The sequence below is a fragment of the Kosakonia sacchari SP1 genome (genome assembly GCF_000300455.3).
Classification (GTDB): Bacteria; Pseudomonadota; Gammaproteobacteria; order Enterobacterales; family Enterobacteriaceae; genus Kosakonia; species Kosakonia sacchari.
The window spans coordinates 1,969,168-1,983,135 of the sequence record NZ_CP007215.2 but is presented as its reverse complement, the minus strand read 5'-3'; the positions used below and the strand labels follow the sequence as shown (position 1 = coordinate 1,983,135).

Genomic DNA, 13,968 nt, shown 5'->3' with positions numbered 1-13,968 from the left:
GCCGGAGCCTTTATGTTACACTGCGCGCCTGTTATTACTCCTGTGGTATGCCTCGTGGCTCAAAACGCTGTCTATCTTCCGGATGAATTTCTGGCGCAAATGCGTCAAGCCATGCCGGAACATCTCTCGTTCGATGAATTCATCGCTGCCTGTCAACGCCCGCTGCGGCGCAGTATTCGCGTCAATACGCTGAAAATTTCCGTTGACGACTTTCTGCAACTGGTCGCGCCTTATGGCTGGCAATTGACGCCAGTGCCGTGGTGTGCGGAAGGTTTCTGGATCGAGCGCGATGATGAAGATGCATTGCCCCTGGGCAGCACCGCAGAGCACCTGAGCGGCCTGTTTTATATTCAGGAAGCCAGTTCCATGTTGCCCGTCGCAGCACTGTTTGCCGACGGGGAAATGCCGCAGCGGGTGATGGATGTCGCTGCAGCGCCCGGTTCTAAAACCACGCAGATTGCAGCACGGATGGGCAACACTGGCGCGATCCTCGCGAACGAGTTTTCCGCCAGCCGCGTAAAGGTATTGCATGCCAACATCAGCCGTAACGGCATCAGCAATGTGGCATTGACCCATTTTGACGGGCGCGTATTCGGTCCGGCATTGCCAGAAATGTTCGATGCTGTTTTGCTTGATGCGCCCTGCTCCGGTGAAGGTGTGGTGCGTAAAGACGCTGACGCGTTAAAAAACTGGTCTGTCGCCAGCAACCTTGAGATTGCTGCCACCCAGCGCGAGCTGATCGACAGCGCATTCCACGCCTTAAAACCCGGTGGAACCCTGGTCTATTCAACCTGCACGCTTAATCGTGAAGAAAACGAAGCGATTTGCCACTGGCTACAGGGGCAATACCCGGATGCTGTGGAATTTCTGCCACTTGGTGAACTGTTCCCGCAGGCAAGCCAGGCGCTGACCGCAGAAGGTTTTCTGCATGTGTTCCCACAGATTTACGACTGCGAAGGGTTTTTCGTCGCGCGCCTGCGTAAAACCGCCGCGATAGCGCCGATGCCCGCGCCGACTTACAAGGTTGGTAATTTTCCCTTTGCCCCACTGAAACCGAAAGACGCAGCCCATGTGGTAACGGCTGCTGCGCAAGTTGGCCTTCACTGGGGCGACGAGCTGCATTTATGGCAGCGGGATAAAGAGCTTTGGCTATTTCCGGCACATATCGAACCACTGATTGGCAAAGTTCGTTTTTCACGTATCGGTATTCGTCTTGCTGAGACGTATAACAAAGGGTATCGCTGGCAACATGAAGCCGTTATTGCTCTCGCCGATCTTAACAATCCGCTGGCGTTTGCGCTGACGCTCGCCGAGGCGGAAGAGTGGTATCGCGGGCGCGATATTTACCCGCAAAATCCCCCCACACGTGATGAAGTGATTGTCACATTCCAGGGTCAGCCGCTGGGGCTTGCCAAAAAAATTGGCTCGCGTCTGAAAAACAGTTATCCCCGTGAACTGGTACGTGATGGGCGTTTATTCGCCGGTAATGCGTGACGGTGCGCTAAAAAAACGCATTTTTTGACTGGCGACTTGCTCAGTGTTGTACCAGGCTGAAATGTGGGTGATCTTACTGGTCATACCACATTTTTTTGACGATCAACGGAGAGCATTATGACGAAAACCAGCGTGCGTATTGGCGCATTTGAAATCGATGATGCCGAGTTGCAGGGTGATAATCAGGGAGAGCGAACGTTACGCATTCCCTGCAGTTCTGACCCGGATTTATGTATGCAGCTTGATGCCTGGGACGCGGACACCAGCATTCCCGCGATCCTGAATGGCGAACACTCGGTGCTTTATCGCGAACATTACGATCAGAAATCTGATACCTGGGTTATGCGTCTTGCCTGACCCAAAGGGAACCCGTCCGCAAGACGGGTTATTTACCTGCCTGATTTCCCCTGCCCTCATTCATCCCCTACACTTATCGTTACGTTGTACAGCGCCGAGGATGGAATGTTCGCTCTGGTTTTATTTGTTTGCTACCTGGACGGTGGATGTGATGACATCGTGGTCGATGTCTATAACACGGAACAGCAGTGTCTCATCGCAATGAACGATCAGCGAATGCGCCACGGCGGCTGTTTTCCTGTAGAAGAGTTTATCGATGGTTTCTGGCATCCTGCTAACGAGTTCAGCGATTTCTGATCACTGAACCTGTACCAGCGTCAGTTCGCCGCCAAAAACGGCACCGGTATCGATATAGTGCTGATTGTGTCCATCAAAACGCTGCTTAAGCGGGGTATGACCAAACCAGAAATGATCGGCCCCCGTGATGCGATTTCCTTTACCTGCCAGCAGCTGGTTAAGCCTGTCGCGACGCCAGAGCACGGATTCCCTATCCACCTCCTGCTCCCACAGATACTCCTGTGACGGGTAGTCTGCATGGGCAATCACATTCACCTGGCCCTTGCAACGCAATTCCAAAATGTATGGCAATTCAGCGCAAGCACGCAGTGCTTCGAGCGCCTGTTGCTGCTGTGCTTCGTCAAGCGCGCTAAACCAGCTGCCGCCATTAAGTTGCCACATTGCCATCTCGCCATAACGTAGCGCGTCAATAGCCATCTGTTCATGGTTACCACGCACGGTTCGAAACCAGGGTTTCTTTAGTAATTCAAGACATTGCAGGCTCTGCGGGCCGCGATCGATTAAATCCCCGACGCAGATGAGTAAATCCTGATAGGGGTCAAAATGACGTTCCCGTAAGGCTTGCATTAAGCGCTGGTGGCAGCCGTGAAGATCGCCAACAATCCAAATATGCCGCCAATGAATGCCGTCAATACGCTGATACATATTCATTTCCCCCTGTCTCACCAGTATAGGAAGATCCTGCACGAAGCGAAGAGAATCAGTTTTGCCTCTATTTCTAAATAGAACTTAAACAGAACGGAAATAAAGCTGGCAGCAAGGTTAATTTGTATTTACCTGGCCTCTAAACTAAGCGCTGAACTTTTAGAGGTCTTTCTCCGTGTCAAATCCCAGCCTGAAAGCAGAACTTAACTCAAATCATAATGCGCATATTATTTCCGACCTGGTAAGCGGACGTCTTGTGCCAGGGCCCATCTGGAAAAAACGTAATTACCGCATTAAGTTTTTGTTACGTTCGCTGCTATTCTGGTCGTCCACAAACAGGATGCTTACCGCACTTTCGCAGCGCCCGGATTTTAGCCGCTTACTTGACGCGCAAATAACGCTGCCGAGCAAATCGCATCGCCAATATTTAACGCTCGGGTTAAATGCTTCGCAACGGGCGGACGCCATCATCAGCCACTACGCCTGGCTTGATGAAAAAGTCTCACCGAAACTGGCTGAAGCACTGAGTTCACCCGTACCGGTGCAGATAATTGAATTCACCGGCAAAGATGATGCGCGTTTTAGCGTCTATGCCTCTTGCGCCAGCAAAGCTGAGCGCGAGGGAGAAACCACCCTGTGGATGTATGATGGCGAGCAGACCTTGCTGGCAAGCGTGACCTTTAGTGTGGTTGGTGAAGAAGGCCATCGCGCGCTGGTGATTGGTGGTTTGCAAGGCCCACGCCGAAGCGTCAGCCATGAAGTGATTAAAGTTGCCACCCGCGCCTGCCACGGCATCTTCCCGAAAAAGATGTTGCTTGAAGTCTTAAGCCAGATTTCCCTGCTTTCGGGCGTTTCGGCAATCTATGGCGTCAGTGATAACGGGCACGTCTTCCGCGCGTTGCGTTATCGCCTGAGCAAAGGCCGTCATTTCCACGCCAGCTATGATGAATTTTGGGCTTCAATTGAAGGCGAAAAAGAGAGCGCATGGCGCTGGCGTTTGCCGGTGCAATTCGCACGTAAACCGCTGGAAGCGATCGCCAGTAAAAAACGAGCTGAATACCGCCGCCGTTTCGAATTACTGGACGATGTGATTGTAAAAATTAACCACTTATTTGCGGCATAACAGCGTGTGTTGATAAATCGTCCAGCTAGCGTGAGTTGCTCCCTGGACTGGACGATTGATATTCTCTTGTGCTCGTTGTGGTTTTTGTTCATCAAATCCTCTGGGTTCAACAAGCAGTCTCCTGATGCTTCGCGCCACTGGCCTGTCCTCTCCGTGAAGTCAATGTAATTGTCAGCTGTTTAATATTGCCGCGAGTACGGTGGAGTATTCCTGAACTGCGACAACTCGCTGTGCCAGCGACGCAAAATACGCAAACAATATCAACTAATTATCGAGCTTAAATACCAGCAGACCTAAAGACAAACCTCGCTATTGAGTTTATTAAATGAATCAATCTCCCGACGGTATTCTCCAAACATAAACGGGTTTTTAGCAATATAGATAATCGGTCGCCGCGAGAACTTTAAACCGATAACGAAATGATTGGGTTCTGCAGTAATAAATCGGATACCCATTCTATGGCCAAGTTCAGTCTCTCCTGAGATGACACCGTAGATATAAGCATCTCCCGCATATTCATGTTGTGAAATTTCAGAGAAAGATACCGGCTTTGTAAAAGCAATATTGTTATCACAAAAATCTATCAGCATTTCCTTTGCCGGTTGGTTATTTGGGTCTTTTGCCTGGCTTTCCTTGACGGACTGGCACCCTGTCGGGATTAAGTTACTTTTCTCAAAAAAATTAATGACAGCCTCTTCAAGCTCATTACGTTATATATCGCTCTACCCATAAACCACATGCGCCATGGAAGCTAATAACATTTTTATTTTCATAAAAAGTGCATTCCCTTGAAAAGTCGGATCAACTTATCGGTTATATCGTCGTAATATTTATATTTTTCATCACTATGCGTTGCATGTTGCTGTTTCATGCAATTTATTTTGCGAGCAGTACTCCTTTTGACTTACGAGGATTGCCGCGACCGGAGTGATGTGAAGATGTCAGCGAAGCGCAGCTCCAGAACCAGGGCAAACAGGTCAAAAACGTTTGTTAAAACTGACGTACATCGCGTGAAACTACCAACGGACTCCCGATCAGAACCTCTCCAGTGTAGATGCTTTTTCTTCTGTGCCTCGGGAAACCATAAGCCTGCAACACGTGACGGTTTCCCGTGGCTTACAGGCTGGTTATTTGATGCAGCATAGAGAGGTGTTCTGGCACGCATTGTGTGGTCATAAAAACATCGTAATCACAAAAAAATCCCTGGACGCACGCGGTGCAGAATATGTTATGGTTTGTGGCGATGTATGGTTTTGGGAATTTTCAGGACGAGATAAAGAAACCTGCATAACGTAGAGATAAAAAAAGACCGAACACGATTCCTGTATTCGGTCCAGGGAAATGGCTCTTGGGAGAGAGCCGTGCGCTAAAAGTTGGCATTAATGCAGGCTAAGTCGCCTTGCCCTTTAAGAATAGATGACGGCGTCAGGTTTTCCAGTCCGCGACAAAAGTGGTCAGAAAAATCAGGTTACCGTCACGCTTATGAAATGCAAAAACCGCAAGGCGTGTTTACTCAGGCTTGCGGTTTTTTATTGTGGATCAGCGGATTATCGCTGGATTTTAACAAAGCTTCTCGGCTCGTGTAATAAAAGGCGCAAGACTCATCTTTTCGCCAGGATTGGCAGGATTATCGATCTGGATGATGCTAATCGGCTGAGCAATGGTCTTACCGCTGGCAACTTCTTTTTCAGCAATGTCATTCAACGGGTATTGCACTAGCGTGCTGGGGTTGATGGCATACAATGCATGGCCTGGCCGGCACGTCAGCATGACTTCCTCACGGTTAAATGCCCATTTGTCTTTGCCAATCTCAAAGCGGCTTACCGTAATGACCTGCGGCGAAGCCAGTGCCGTACCTGAACATGCCAGCATTACCAGAACTAATAAACTCTTCTTCATTTTTCCCGCCAGGTTCATTCAAAAAGGTTCCCATGTTGCAAACAAACTTACCGCCGCCAGCACCAGTGCGCCTAGCCCTACTTCGGCCCAGGTCAACGCGATAAAGCGTTGCCGCGCGGTGTCGCTTTGCAGATTCAGCCGCGGCACCAGAACATACCGATTCATCACAGCAATTACTACCATCAGCGCCACAAGCGCACATTTCAACAATAATCCCTGCCCCCAGTGGCTCTGCCATGGCCAAACCCAACCCTGGATTAAGAGTGTATTGATAACGCCAGTGAGGATCACGCCTGCGACGGCGAAATGTCCATACCAGGAAAAGCGCATCATGGCGGCAATTGCCGCTGCACGCCAGGGGCCGCGAGCCAGTTTCATGCAGAATAATACTGGTAACAACCCACCCAGCCACATCGCGGCACACAATAAATGCAATGCGTGATTGCCCCGCTGCGCGACGCCCAACGCGCCTTCCCGCATCGCGGCATGCCCTATTCCGGCGGCCAGGACAAATTGCAGGATCACCAGGAGCAGTATTTTACGTTGCTGTAACGGTTGCATAAGCACGACAACAAGCGCCAGACACGCAACAATAACTTGCCACGCCAGCACGGCTCCGGTTTGCGTGCCAGCAACTGCCAGCCAGATTTCTGTACGCACCACATCCTGCCAGCCATCGCCCATTACCCCGCCCTGCATGGCAAACATTGCTGCTGCACTGACTGCGGCCAGCCACAAACAGCCTCTTTGCCAAAAAAGAAAACGTTGCGCGAAAAGGCGTTGCAGGCTACCCGGCGCTAGCCACACGCTAAATAACGTGCAGCCTAAAACCAGCATCAGGGCCGCAAAATGCACAAAACGCAAGCCAACCAACACTGCAGCTAACATCAGTCACTTCACAGAAAATGCGTACTGGCCACTGGTTTTGTGCCCGTCAACTGAAACGACATGCCAGTTAACGGTATAGTTGCCCGGCGATAGCGGTTCTTCCAGCGGAACAATCATTTGCGTTTTGTCATTCTCATTGCGCTTTATCACGCCAGTCTTGATAATTCGCTGTTGTGCATTGATCACCACGATGCCGCTAAATTTAGGCTCAATGCTTTCAGAAAAGTTTAGTGTTAATGCTTGCGGCGCGGCGGTAACGGCGGCGTCTGCGGCCGGGTACTGCCCTTTAAGATGGGCATGCGCCAGAACAGCAGGCGTAGCGAACAGGCTGACAATCAATGCGATGGCTCGCCAGTGGCGAGAGATTACAGCAGGCATATTGTTCATTCCTTTTAGTTATGCATATGGCACAAAGAATAACGCTGTACAATAATCGCGTCGAGTATCATCGGCGGCGCGCTTGTCTTTCTGCGACAGGCTTAGTAACTTTTGCCGCGTGAACCCAGGAGAACATCATGATTACCAATCTTGCGCAGCTCGAACAACAAGAGATGGACAAGGTCAACGTTGACCTTGCTGCGGCGGGTGTCGCATTTAAAGAGCGTTACAACATGCCAGTAATTGCCGAAGCCGTTGAACGCGAGCAGCCGGAACATCTGCGGAACTGGTTTAGAGAGCGGTTGATAGCCCACCGTCTGGCCTCTGTGTCGCTCTCCCGCCTGCCTTACGAGCCCAAAGTGAAATAATGGAGCAAGGCATGTTACGCGTTATCGATACCGAAACCTGCGATTTGCAAGGAGGCATTGTTGAAATTGCCTCCGTTGATGTCGTCGACGGGCAGATTGTCAATCCCATGAGCCATCTGGTGCGTCCGGACAGACCAATCAGTCCGCAGGCCATGGCGATACACCACATCACCGAAGCGATGGTCGCTCATCAGCCGTGGATTGAGGAGATCGTACCGCACTATTACGGGAGCAACTGGTATGTGGCGCACAACGCCAGTTTTGACCGCCGGGTGCTGCCTGAAATGCCAGGGGAGTGGATTTGTACCATGAAACTGGCGCGCCGCCTGTGGCCCGGTATCAAATACAGCAATATGGCGCTGTATAAATCCCGCAAGCTCAGTGTTCAGACACCTGTGGGGTTGCATCACCACCGCGCGTTATATGATTGCTACATCACCGCTGCACTGCTGATCGATATTATGCAGGTGTCCGGCTGGACACCCGATCAGATGGCCACGGTAACCGGACGCCCCGCTTTGCTGACGACATTTACGTTCGGTAAATACCGGGGAAAATCCGTCTCGGAAATCGCCGATCGCGATCCGGGATACCTGCGCTGGCTGTTTAACAACCTGGAGCGCATGAGCCCGGAGCTGCGATTGACATTAAAACACTACCTCGGCGAAGAGTGATTGTTCCCCTTTCCGGACAACGTTCCCTGCGCCAGGGCGATTAAAAACGCATATTCCAGCGCAACACCTTCGTAGGATTTAAACCGGCCGGATTTCCCACCGTGCCCGGAATCCATGTCCGTACACAGTAACAGCAAATTGTCGTCGGTTTTATATTCACGCAGTTTCGCAACCCATTTTGCGGGTTCCCAGTATTGCACCTGCGAATCGTGAAGACCGGTTGTTACCAGCATATGCGGGTAGGCGTGCGCCGCAATGTTGTCATACGGGCTATAGCTTTTAATGTAGTGATAATAGGTTTCGTCCTGCGGATTGCCCCACTCTTCAAACTCCCCGGTGGTCAACGGGATTGACTCATCAAGCATTGTGGTCAGGGCATCGACAAATGGCACCTGGGCAATAACGCCGTGGAACAGCGATGGACGTTGGTTGATTACTGCGCCCATGAGTAATCCACCCGCGCTCCCCCCCATGCCGTAACAGAACAATGGCGAGCCGTAGCCCTGCGCCAGCAAGCTGTCGGTGACATCAATAAAATCGTTAAAGCTATTTTTTTTGTTGAGAAACTTCCCGTCCTCATACCATGAATGGCCCAATTCGCCGCCGCCGCGAATATGCGCGATAGCGCAGACAAACCCTCGATCCAGCAAGCTTAACCGGCTGCTGCTAAAATCAGCATCCATACTGGCGCCGTAAGAACCATAACCATAAACCAGTAGCGGGTTTTCTCCTTTGCGGAAATGTTTATGGTTATAAACCAGCGACACTGGCACTTCGACGCCATCTCTGGCGTGGATCCACAAGTGCTCGCTGCGATAATCACTGGCATCAAACCCCGCCACCTCCATTTGTTTCAGAACACGACGTTCTCCGGTGTCCATATCCAGTTCAAACAACGTATCTGGCATGGTCATGGATGAATAGCCATAACGCAGGCGTGATGTTTCCGGTTCCGGATTGTAAGCAAGCCAGGTGACATAGGCGGGATCGTCAAACGCGATACCGATAACTTCCCGGGTTTTGCGGTTAATCTGGCGCAAACTGGTCAGGCCGCGCTGGCGTTCTTCCACAACCAGCCAATCAGTAAACAGCGTAAACCCTTCAAGCATCACCTGCTCGCGCGCCGGTATCAGTACTTCCCAGCGCCGTTCATCGCGCACTTTGGTGCGATACAGACCGAAGTTTTTACCATCCCGATTGGATCGCAGGTAAAAAGTGTGCTGGTAGTGATCAAGGCTATATTCGTGATCTTTGCGCCTTGGCAGAAAACGCAGCGGCTGGGCGTCCGGCAGTTCGGCATCAAGGAGGAGAACTTCACTGGTGGTCGCGCTGGCGAGATGAATAGTGATGTAGTGCTGGGAAGTGGTTTTGCTCAGGCCAACATAAAAGGTCTCGTCCTGCTCTTCATACACCAGTTCATCCTGTTGCGAAGGCGTCCCTACGGTGTGTCGCCAGACCTGGTACGGCAGTAATGTTGTGGCATGTTTGCGCACATAATAGAGCGTTTCTGAATCGTTAACCCAGACAAATTCCGGCGAGACATTATCCAGCATTTCCGGATACCAGTTGCCCGTCTCAAGATTGCGAAAACGCAGACCATACTGCCTGCGGGAAAGATAATCTTCAGCAATCGCCATAATAGTATTGTCGGGCGAGACTTCCATACCGCCAAGGGTGTAGAACTCACTGTGCGACGCACGCTGGTTGGCATCCAGTAACACCGACCACTCATCCCACTCGGAACTGAGAACCGACTGACGTTGATAAATCGCATACTCGCTTCCCGGCTCGTAGATGTGCCGGTAACGGTAGCCGTTTTTGATATAAGGCGCGGAGACTTCGCGCTGCGGTATTCGCGAGATAATTTCTGCCAGCACATCGTCCTGCAACGCCTGCTGGGAGGCCATCACTTCGCGCCCGTAATCATTTTCCTGATGGAGATAATCCAGAACATCTGACTGCGAGCGCGTATCGTCCCGCAGCCAGTAATAGTTGTCGATACGCGTATCACCATGCATCGTCATGGCGTGCGGGATTTTTTTTGCTTTCGGCGACATAGCACAATTCTTATTTGGTTTTACATACCTATAAGGGTGGCAAAACCCACGCGCGATGCAAGCGAAACGTAATGTAGATCATGAGCTAAGCGCTAATTTCTGCTTTTTGAGATCCGCCTCGATATCTTCACGCACGTCTTGCGGAATTTTTAACGCGTCGCCCAGCGCGTTCAAATAACTGCGTTCCATAAAGTGATCGATATCGATAACAGCGCAACTGAGGAAGTAAACTTCCAGCGCTTCTTCTTCGTTTTGCACTCCCTGTGCCAGACGCGCGGGGTCAAGCGGCTGGTCTATGGCATTCGCTACCAGTTGCTGTCCTTGCGCTTCCACGCCCGCTTCACGCAATTGCTGTTCTATCGCCGCGCGTTCTTTATCATCAATGTGTCCGTCGCTTTTAGCGGCGAAGACCAGCGCCAGGATCAGCCGCTCAGTGCGTACATCCAGAGGCGTATTTTGCTGACCAAATTGCGGCTCGCCTTGATGCGCATCCCGGATGCGATCCTTGTACTTATTCCACAATACGCTGCCCGCAACGGCACCTCCGCCCACCAGCAAAGCGCCAGTACCATATTTCGCGAGCAGTTTACGCGATGATTTACTGGCGACCAGCAGACCCGCCAGGCCACCTAATGCACCCGGAACCAACAAATTGTTGAGCCCCTGCCCACCTGATGACGGCGTCTGAGTATCACTTTTTTGACCAAGTAACGACTGCAGTTGATTTAACCAGCTCATAGAACCCTCGCTTACCATGACAGTTGTGCGCACAGAGTAAGCGAGGGGGATGTCAGGAAGTGTCTATATCTGAAAAGAATGGGAAAATGCGGTGTTACGATTGCGGCTGATACTCCGCGGTTCCGCCTTTACAATTGATAGTCACTCGATAGTGAATGTCAGTGCTTTTCCCGCGTACGGTTAACGGCACTACCCATTTATCATCCTTGCCAGTAATCTCCTTCGGATTGACCCAGGCGACCGGATCGGCCTGCCCCAGTTTCTTTTGATCGTCAGCCCAACGGACAATGCGATTCTGCAGATAATCCCGCTTAACACTGGCGGCGATGCCGTCTGCCTTGAGTCCCTCGCACGAGGGAAATTTCACCGATTTATCCGTGGCGGCATGCACCGCAATGCTGCCTGCCAGCAAAAGCAGACCGGCGAAAACTCCTGCTATTTTCATGCTTATCTCCTGGTTTTTATCCCTTCAAAGCATGGTACAAATTGCTGGCAGTGCAAGATCAGGCGACTTTCACGCGCTTCGCTGCAGTTTTGATATCCACAGTGTCAGCCGTTTCTGAATCAGAAGAGTCAACCGATGCAGTCGCGTCTTCAGCTTCAGCACCCGGTAACTTACCGGATTTCAGGATGCTGTTAAGCGCCTCTTTTTGCTCGGCAAGCCACAACGCCATCTGATCGCGCGCGTTGTCTTCCAGATCTACCGGCCCTGTTGCAAGCCAATCACCGAGCACTTCGGCCAGATCGAGCATCTTATCGTAAGCATCGGCTTCCTTTTTGCTGGCAAAAGACATTTTTTCCTCACCTTCACGAATGACTACGTATTTAACTTCTACCGCCATGATGCAGCCTCATTTAACTGTTTATTTATACAGTATAGTAGCGCGTTGAAAAAACCACCGCAAGTGATAAAAGACAGACGCAAACGTTTTCGTTTATACTGCGCGCAAATTTTTGCTAACGGTACGATGCTATGACTCTTTTAGGAACCGCGCTGCGCCCTGCAGCAACCCGCGTGATGTTATTAGGCTCTGGCGAATTGGGCAAGGAAGTTGCCATCGAATGTCAGCGTTTGGGTATTGAAGTGATCGCCGTGGATCGCTATCCCGATGCACCTGCGATGCATGTTGCGCATCGTTCGCATGTTATCAATATGCTTGATGGCGCGGCGTTAAAAGCGCTGGTTGAACAAGAAAAACCTCACTTTATCGTGCCGGAAATCGAAGCTATCGCCACCGATATGCTGATAGAGCTGGAAGCGAAGGGTCAGCATGTCGTCCCCTGCGCTCGCGCCACCCGGCTTACGATGAATCGTGAAGGTATCCGCCGCCTGGCGGCTGAAGAGTTACAGTTGCCGACCTCCAGCTACCGCTTTGCCGACAGTGAAGCTGCATTTCAGCAAGCCGTCGCGGAGATAGGCTTGCCCTGTATTGTAAAACCGGTGATGAGCTCCTCCGGTAAAGGCCAGAGCTTTATTAAAAGCGCCGATCAGTTAGCAAGCGCCTGGGAATATGCCCAGCAAGGTGGTCGTGCCGGTGCCGGGCGCGTCATTGTTGAAGGCGTGGTCAATTTTGATTTTGAAATCACGCTGCTGACCATCAGCGCCGTCGACGGCGTACATTTCTGCGCACCGGTCGGCCATCGCCAGGAAGATGGCGACTATCGCGAATCCTGGCAACCGCAACAAATGTCGCCCCTGGCGCTGGAGCGCGCGCAAGCTATTGCCAGCAAAGTGGTGCTGGCGCTTGGCGGTTACGGTCTGTTTGGCGTTGAGCTTTTTGTGTGCGGCGATGACGTTATCTTCAGCGAAGTTTCTCCGCGCCCGCACGATACCGGCATGGTGACTCTGATTTCACAGGATCTTTCCGAGTTTGCCCTGCATGTCCGCGCGTTTCTCGGCATGCCCATTGGGGCAATTCGCCAGTATGGTCCATCTGCTTCGGCCGTGATCCTGCCGCACTTGACCAGCCAGAATGTCACCTTTGATAACGTAAACAACGCCGTCGGTGCTGGCGTGCAGTTGCGTCTGTTTGGTAAGCCGGAAATCGCGGGTTCCCGCCGTATGGGCGTCGCGCTGGCCGTGGCAGACAACGTAGAAAAAGCGGTGGAATACGCGGTTGCGGCGGCCGCGGCGGTGAAGGTCAACGGGTAATCTGCTTCTCCCTGCAGGCGGCATTGATTGCTGCCTGGATGCGTAGACAACTCTCACAGAAGTACCTGCCAGCCCCTTGAGAACTAAATCCGGGGGCAATAAACGGAGTCGCATCTTTTGATGTCCGTAGCCCTGGACGAATCAAAACCATAAAAAAGCCCGGTCGGCGTTAGCTGACTGGGCTTTTTATCAGGCAGACTTCACTTCGGACCCGCCGAAAATTACTGTTTCGCGCCTTCTACTGCTTCGCGAGCCAGTTTAGTGATGCGATCGTAGTCGCCTGCTTCCAGCGCATCGGCCGGCACCAGCCAGGAACCACCGATACATAGCACGCTTTTCAGCGCCAGATAATCACGGTAGTTAGCCGGAGAAATGCCGCCAGTCGGGCAGAAACGTACCTGCGAGAACGGACCCGCAATCGCCTGCAGCGCTTTGGTGCCGCCATTGGCTTCCGCCGGGAAGAATTTAAACTCTTTCAGACCGTAGTCCATACCCAGCATCAGTTCAGAAACGGTGCTGATCCCCGGGATCAACGGGATAGTACCTTCAGTCGCGGCTTTCAGCAGCGGCTCGGTCAGGCCAGGGCTGATAGCAAATTGTGCACCAGCAGCGGTTACTTCTGCCAGTTGCTGCGGGTTCAGCACAGTACCAGCACCGATAATCGCGTCCGGCACTTCCTTCGCGATAGCGCGAATAGCGTCGATAGCGCAAGCCGTACGCAGAGTCACTTCCAGAACGCGAACACCACCTGCAACCAGCGCTTTCGCCATCGGTACGGCGTGCTCCAGTTTATTCACTACGATTACCGGCACTACCGGCCCCGTTTTCAGGATTGCTTCTGCACTCGTTTTCCAGTTTTTCATCAGTGTTTTTCTCTCGCCAGAACTAAAATCTTGTC

At 51.8% G+C, this 13,968-nt stretch carries 17 protein-coding genes; 7 read left to right on the top strand and 10 right to left on the bottom strand.

The window, feature by feature from the left end:
* The first annotated feature begins 12 nt into the window (after positions 1-12).
* From rsmF to C813_RS32430, 3 genes are all read left to right on the top strand, one after another.
* On the top strand, positions 13-1,494 hold the full coding sequence (rsmF, locus tag C813_RS32440; protein ID WP_017456959.1) for a 16S rRNA (cytosine(1407)-C(5))-methyltransferase RsmF: 1,482 nt from the start codon (positions 13-15) through the stop codon (positions 1,492-1,494).
* Positions 1,495-1,611: 117 nt separating this feature from the next.
* Positions 1,612-1,851, top strand: a complete 240-nt coding sequence (locus C813_RS32435; RefSeq protein ID WP_017456958.1) for a YebV family protein — start codon at positions 1,612-1,614, stop codon at positions 1,849-1,851.
* A 105-nt stretch (positions 1,852-1,956) separates the two neighbouring features.
* Positions 1,957-2,148: a YdfD/YebW family protein gene (locus tag C813_RS32430; protein ID WP_017456957.1), complete on the top strand. Its 192-nt coding sequence runs from the start codon at positions 1,957-1,959 to the stop codon at positions 2,146-2,148.
* Here C813_RS32430 and pphA read toward each other — a convergent pair whose 3' ends face one another.
* Positions 2,149-2,793, bottom strand: a complete 645-nt coding sequence (gene pphA, locus C813_RS32425; RefSeq protein ID WP_017456956.1) for a protein-serine/threonine phosphatase — start codon at positions 2,791-2,793, stop codon at positions 2,149-2,151. It lies immediately after the preceding gene.
* A 175-nt stretch (positions 2,794-2,968) separates the two neighbouring features.
* Between pphA and C813_RS32420 the strand changes: the two genes are divergently transcribed.
* Positions 2,969-3,916: a VirK/YbjX family protein gene (locus C813_RS32420; RefSeq protein WP_017456955.1), complete on the top strand. Its 948-nt coding sequence runs from the start codon at positions 2,969-2,971 to the stop codon at positions 3,914-3,916.
* Between the two features lie 293 nt (positions 3,917-4,209).
* On the opposite strand, the gene C813_RS32415 is transcribed toward C813_RS32420, so the two are convergent.
* From C813_RS32415 to yobA, 4 genes are all read right to left on the bottom strand, one after another.
* Positions 4,210-4,506 (bottom strand): hypothetical protein, encoded by a 297-nt coding sequence (locus C813_RS32415; RefSeq protein ID WP_017456954.1) that lies wholly within the window; start codon positions 4,504-4,506, stop codon positions 4,210-4,212.
* A gap of 970 nt (positions 4,507-5,476) precedes the next feature.
* Positions 5,477-5,815: a YebY family protein gene (locus C813_RS32410; protein WP_025263575.1), complete on the bottom strand. Its 339-nt coding sequence runs from the start codon at positions 5,813-5,815 to the stop codon at positions 5,477-5,479.
* A gap of 18 nt (positions 5,816-5,833) precedes the next feature.
* On the bottom strand, positions 5,834-6,703 hold the full coding sequence (gene copD / locus C813_RS32405) for a copper homeostasis membrane protein CopD (protein WP_017456951.1): 870 nt from the start codon (positions 6,701-6,703) through the stop codon (positions 5,834-5,836).
* A 3-nt stretch (positions 6,704-6,706) separates the two neighbouring features.
* Positions 6,707-7,081, bottom strand: a complete 375-nt coding sequence (gene yobA / locus C813_RS32400; RefSeq protein ID WP_017456950.1) for a CopC domain-containing protein YobA — start codon at positions 7,079-7,081, stop codon at positions 6,707-6,709.
* 137 nt (positions 7,082-7,218) lie between these two features.
* Here yobA and C813_RS32395 point away from each other — a divergent pair, with 137 nt between their 5' ends.
* Both C813_RS32395 and exoX read left to right on the top strand, forming a co-directional pair.
* The gene (locus C813_RS32395) at positions 7,219-7,449 is read left to right on the top strand and encodes a DNA polymerase III subunit theta (protein WP_017456949.1); all 231 of its coding nucleotides are present in this window, start codon (positions 7,219-7,221) and stop codon (positions 7,447-7,449) included.
* A gap of 11 nt (positions 7,450-7,460) precedes the next feature.
* On the top strand, positions 7,461-8,123 hold the full coding sequence (gene exoX, locus C813_RS32390; protein WP_017456948.1) for an exodeoxyribonuclease X: 663 nt from the start codon (positions 7,461-7,463) through the stop codon (positions 8,121-8,123).
* On the opposite strand, the gene ptrB is transcribed toward exoX, so the two are convergent.
* The 4 genes from ptrB to C813_RS32370 form a co-directional block, all read right to left on the bottom strand.
* The gene (gene ptrB, locus C813_RS32385) at positions 8,105-10,180 is read right to left on the bottom strand and encodes an oligopeptidase B (RefSeq protein WP_017456947.1); all 2,076 of its coding nucleotides are present in this window, start codon (positions 10,178-10,180) and stop codon (positions 8,105-8,107) included. The two genes, exoX and ptrB, sit on opposite strands and share 19 nt — an antisense overlap.
* 78 nt (positions 10,181-10,258) lie before the next feature.
* The gene (locus C813_RS32380) at positions 10,259-10,918 is read right to left on the bottom strand and encodes a tellurite resistance TerB family protein (protein WP_017456946.1); all 660 of its coding nucleotides are present in this window, start codon (positions 10,916-10,918) and stop codon (positions 10,259-10,261) included.
* Between the two features lie 94 nt (positions 10,919-11,012).
* The gene (gene yebF / locus C813_RS32375) at positions 11,013-11,363 is read right to left on the bottom strand and encodes a protein YebF (protein WP_017456945.1); all 351 of its coding nucleotides are present in this window, start codon (positions 11,361-11,363) and stop codon (positions 11,013-11,015) included.
* 58 nt (positions 11,364-11,421) lie between these two features.
* Positions 11,422-11,760, bottom strand: a complete 339-nt coding sequence (locus tag C813_RS32370) for a YebG family protein (RefSeq protein WP_017456944.1) — start codon at positions 11,758-11,760, stop codon at positions 11,422-11,424.
* 131 nt (positions 11,761-11,891) lie between these two features.
* Between C813_RS32370 and purT the strand changes: the two genes are divergently transcribed.
* The gene (gene purT / locus C813_RS32365; protein ID WP_017456943.1) at positions 11,892-13,070 is read left to right on the top strand and encodes a formate-dependent phosphoribosylglycinamide formyltransferase; all 1,179 of its coding nucleotides are present in this window, start codon (positions 11,892-11,894) and stop codon (positions 13,068-13,070) included.
* A gap of 221 nt (positions 13,071-13,291) precedes the next feature.
* Here the strand turns inward: purT and kdgA are convergent, their stop codons facing one another.
* A complete protein-coding gene (gene kdgA, locus C813_RS32360) occupies positions 13,292-13,933 on the bottom strand; it encodes a bifunctional 4-hydroxy-2-oxoglutarate aldolase/2-dehydro-3-deoxy-phosphogluconate aldolase (protein ID WP_007371596.1) in 642 nt (213 codons plus the stop codon).
* Between the last annotated feature and the right edge of the window lie 35 nt (positions 13,934-13,968).

Excerpts from the sequence above, each read along its gene's own strand:
- pphA (WP_017456956.1), bottom strand. The coding sequence starts at position 2,793 with ATGTATCAGCGTATTGACGGCATTCATTGGCGGCATATTTGGATTGTT.
- ptrB (WP_017456947.1), bottom strand. The coding sequence starts at position 10,180 with ATGTCGCCGAAAGCAAAAAAAATCCCGCACGCCATGACGATGCATGGT.
- C813_RS32370 (WP_017456944.1), bottom strand. The coding sequence starts at position 11,760 with ATGGCGGTAGAAGTTAAATACGTAGTCATTCGTGAAGGTGAGGAAAAA.
- C813_RS32410 (WP_025263575.1), bottom strand. The coding sequence starts at position 5,815 with ATGAAGAAGAGTTTATTAGTTCTGGTAATGCTGGCATGTTCAGGTACG.
- C813_RS32435 (WP_017456958.1), top strand. The coding sequence starts at position 1,612 with ATGACGAAAACCAGCGTGCGTATTGGCGCATTTGAAATCGATGATGCC.
- copD (WP_017456951.1), bottom strand. The coding sequence starts at position 6,703 with ATGTTAGCTGCAGTGTTGGTTGGCTTGCGTTTTGTGCATTTTGCGGCC.
- purT (WP_017456943.1), top strand. The coding sequence starts at position 11,892 with ATGACTCTTTTAGGAACCGCGCTGCGCCCTGCAGCAACCCGCGTGATG.
- C813_RS32395 (WP_017456949.1), top strand. The coding sequence starts at position 7,219 with ATGATTACCAATCTTGCGCAGCTCGAACAACAAGAGATGGACAAGGTC.
- exoX (WP_017456948.1), top strand. The coding sequence starts at position 7,461 with ATGTTACGCGTTATCGATACCGAAACCTGCGATTTGCAAGGAGGCATT.
- kdgA (WP_007371596.1), bottom strand. The coding sequence starts at position 13,933 with ATGAAAAACTGGAAAACGAGTGCAGAAGCAATCCTGAAAACGGGGCCG.
- yobA (WP_017456950.1), bottom strand. The coding sequence starts at position 7,081 with ATGCCTGCTGTAATCTCTCGCCACTGGCGAGCCATCGCATTGATTGTC.
- rsmF (WP_017456959.1), top strand. The coding sequence starts at position 13 with ATGTTACACTGCGCGCCTGTTATTACTCCTGTGGTATGCCTCGTGGCT.
- C813_RS32430 (WP_017456957.1), top strand. The coding sequence starts at position 1,957 with ATGTTCGCTCTGGTTTTATTTGTTTGCTACCTGGACGGTGGATGTGAT.
- C813_RS32380 (WP_017456946.1), bottom strand. The coding sequence starts at position 10,918 with ATGAGCTGGTTAAATCAACTGCAGTCGTTACTTGGTCAAAAAAGTGAT.
- C813_RS32415 (WP_017456954.1), bottom strand. The coding sequence starts at position 4,506 with ATGCTGATAGATTTTTGTGATAACAATATTGCTTTTACAAAGCCGGTA.
- yebF (WP_017456945.1), bottom strand. The coding sequence starts at position 11,363 with ATGAAAATAGCAGGAGTTTTCGCCGGTCTGCTTTTGCTGGCAGGCAGC.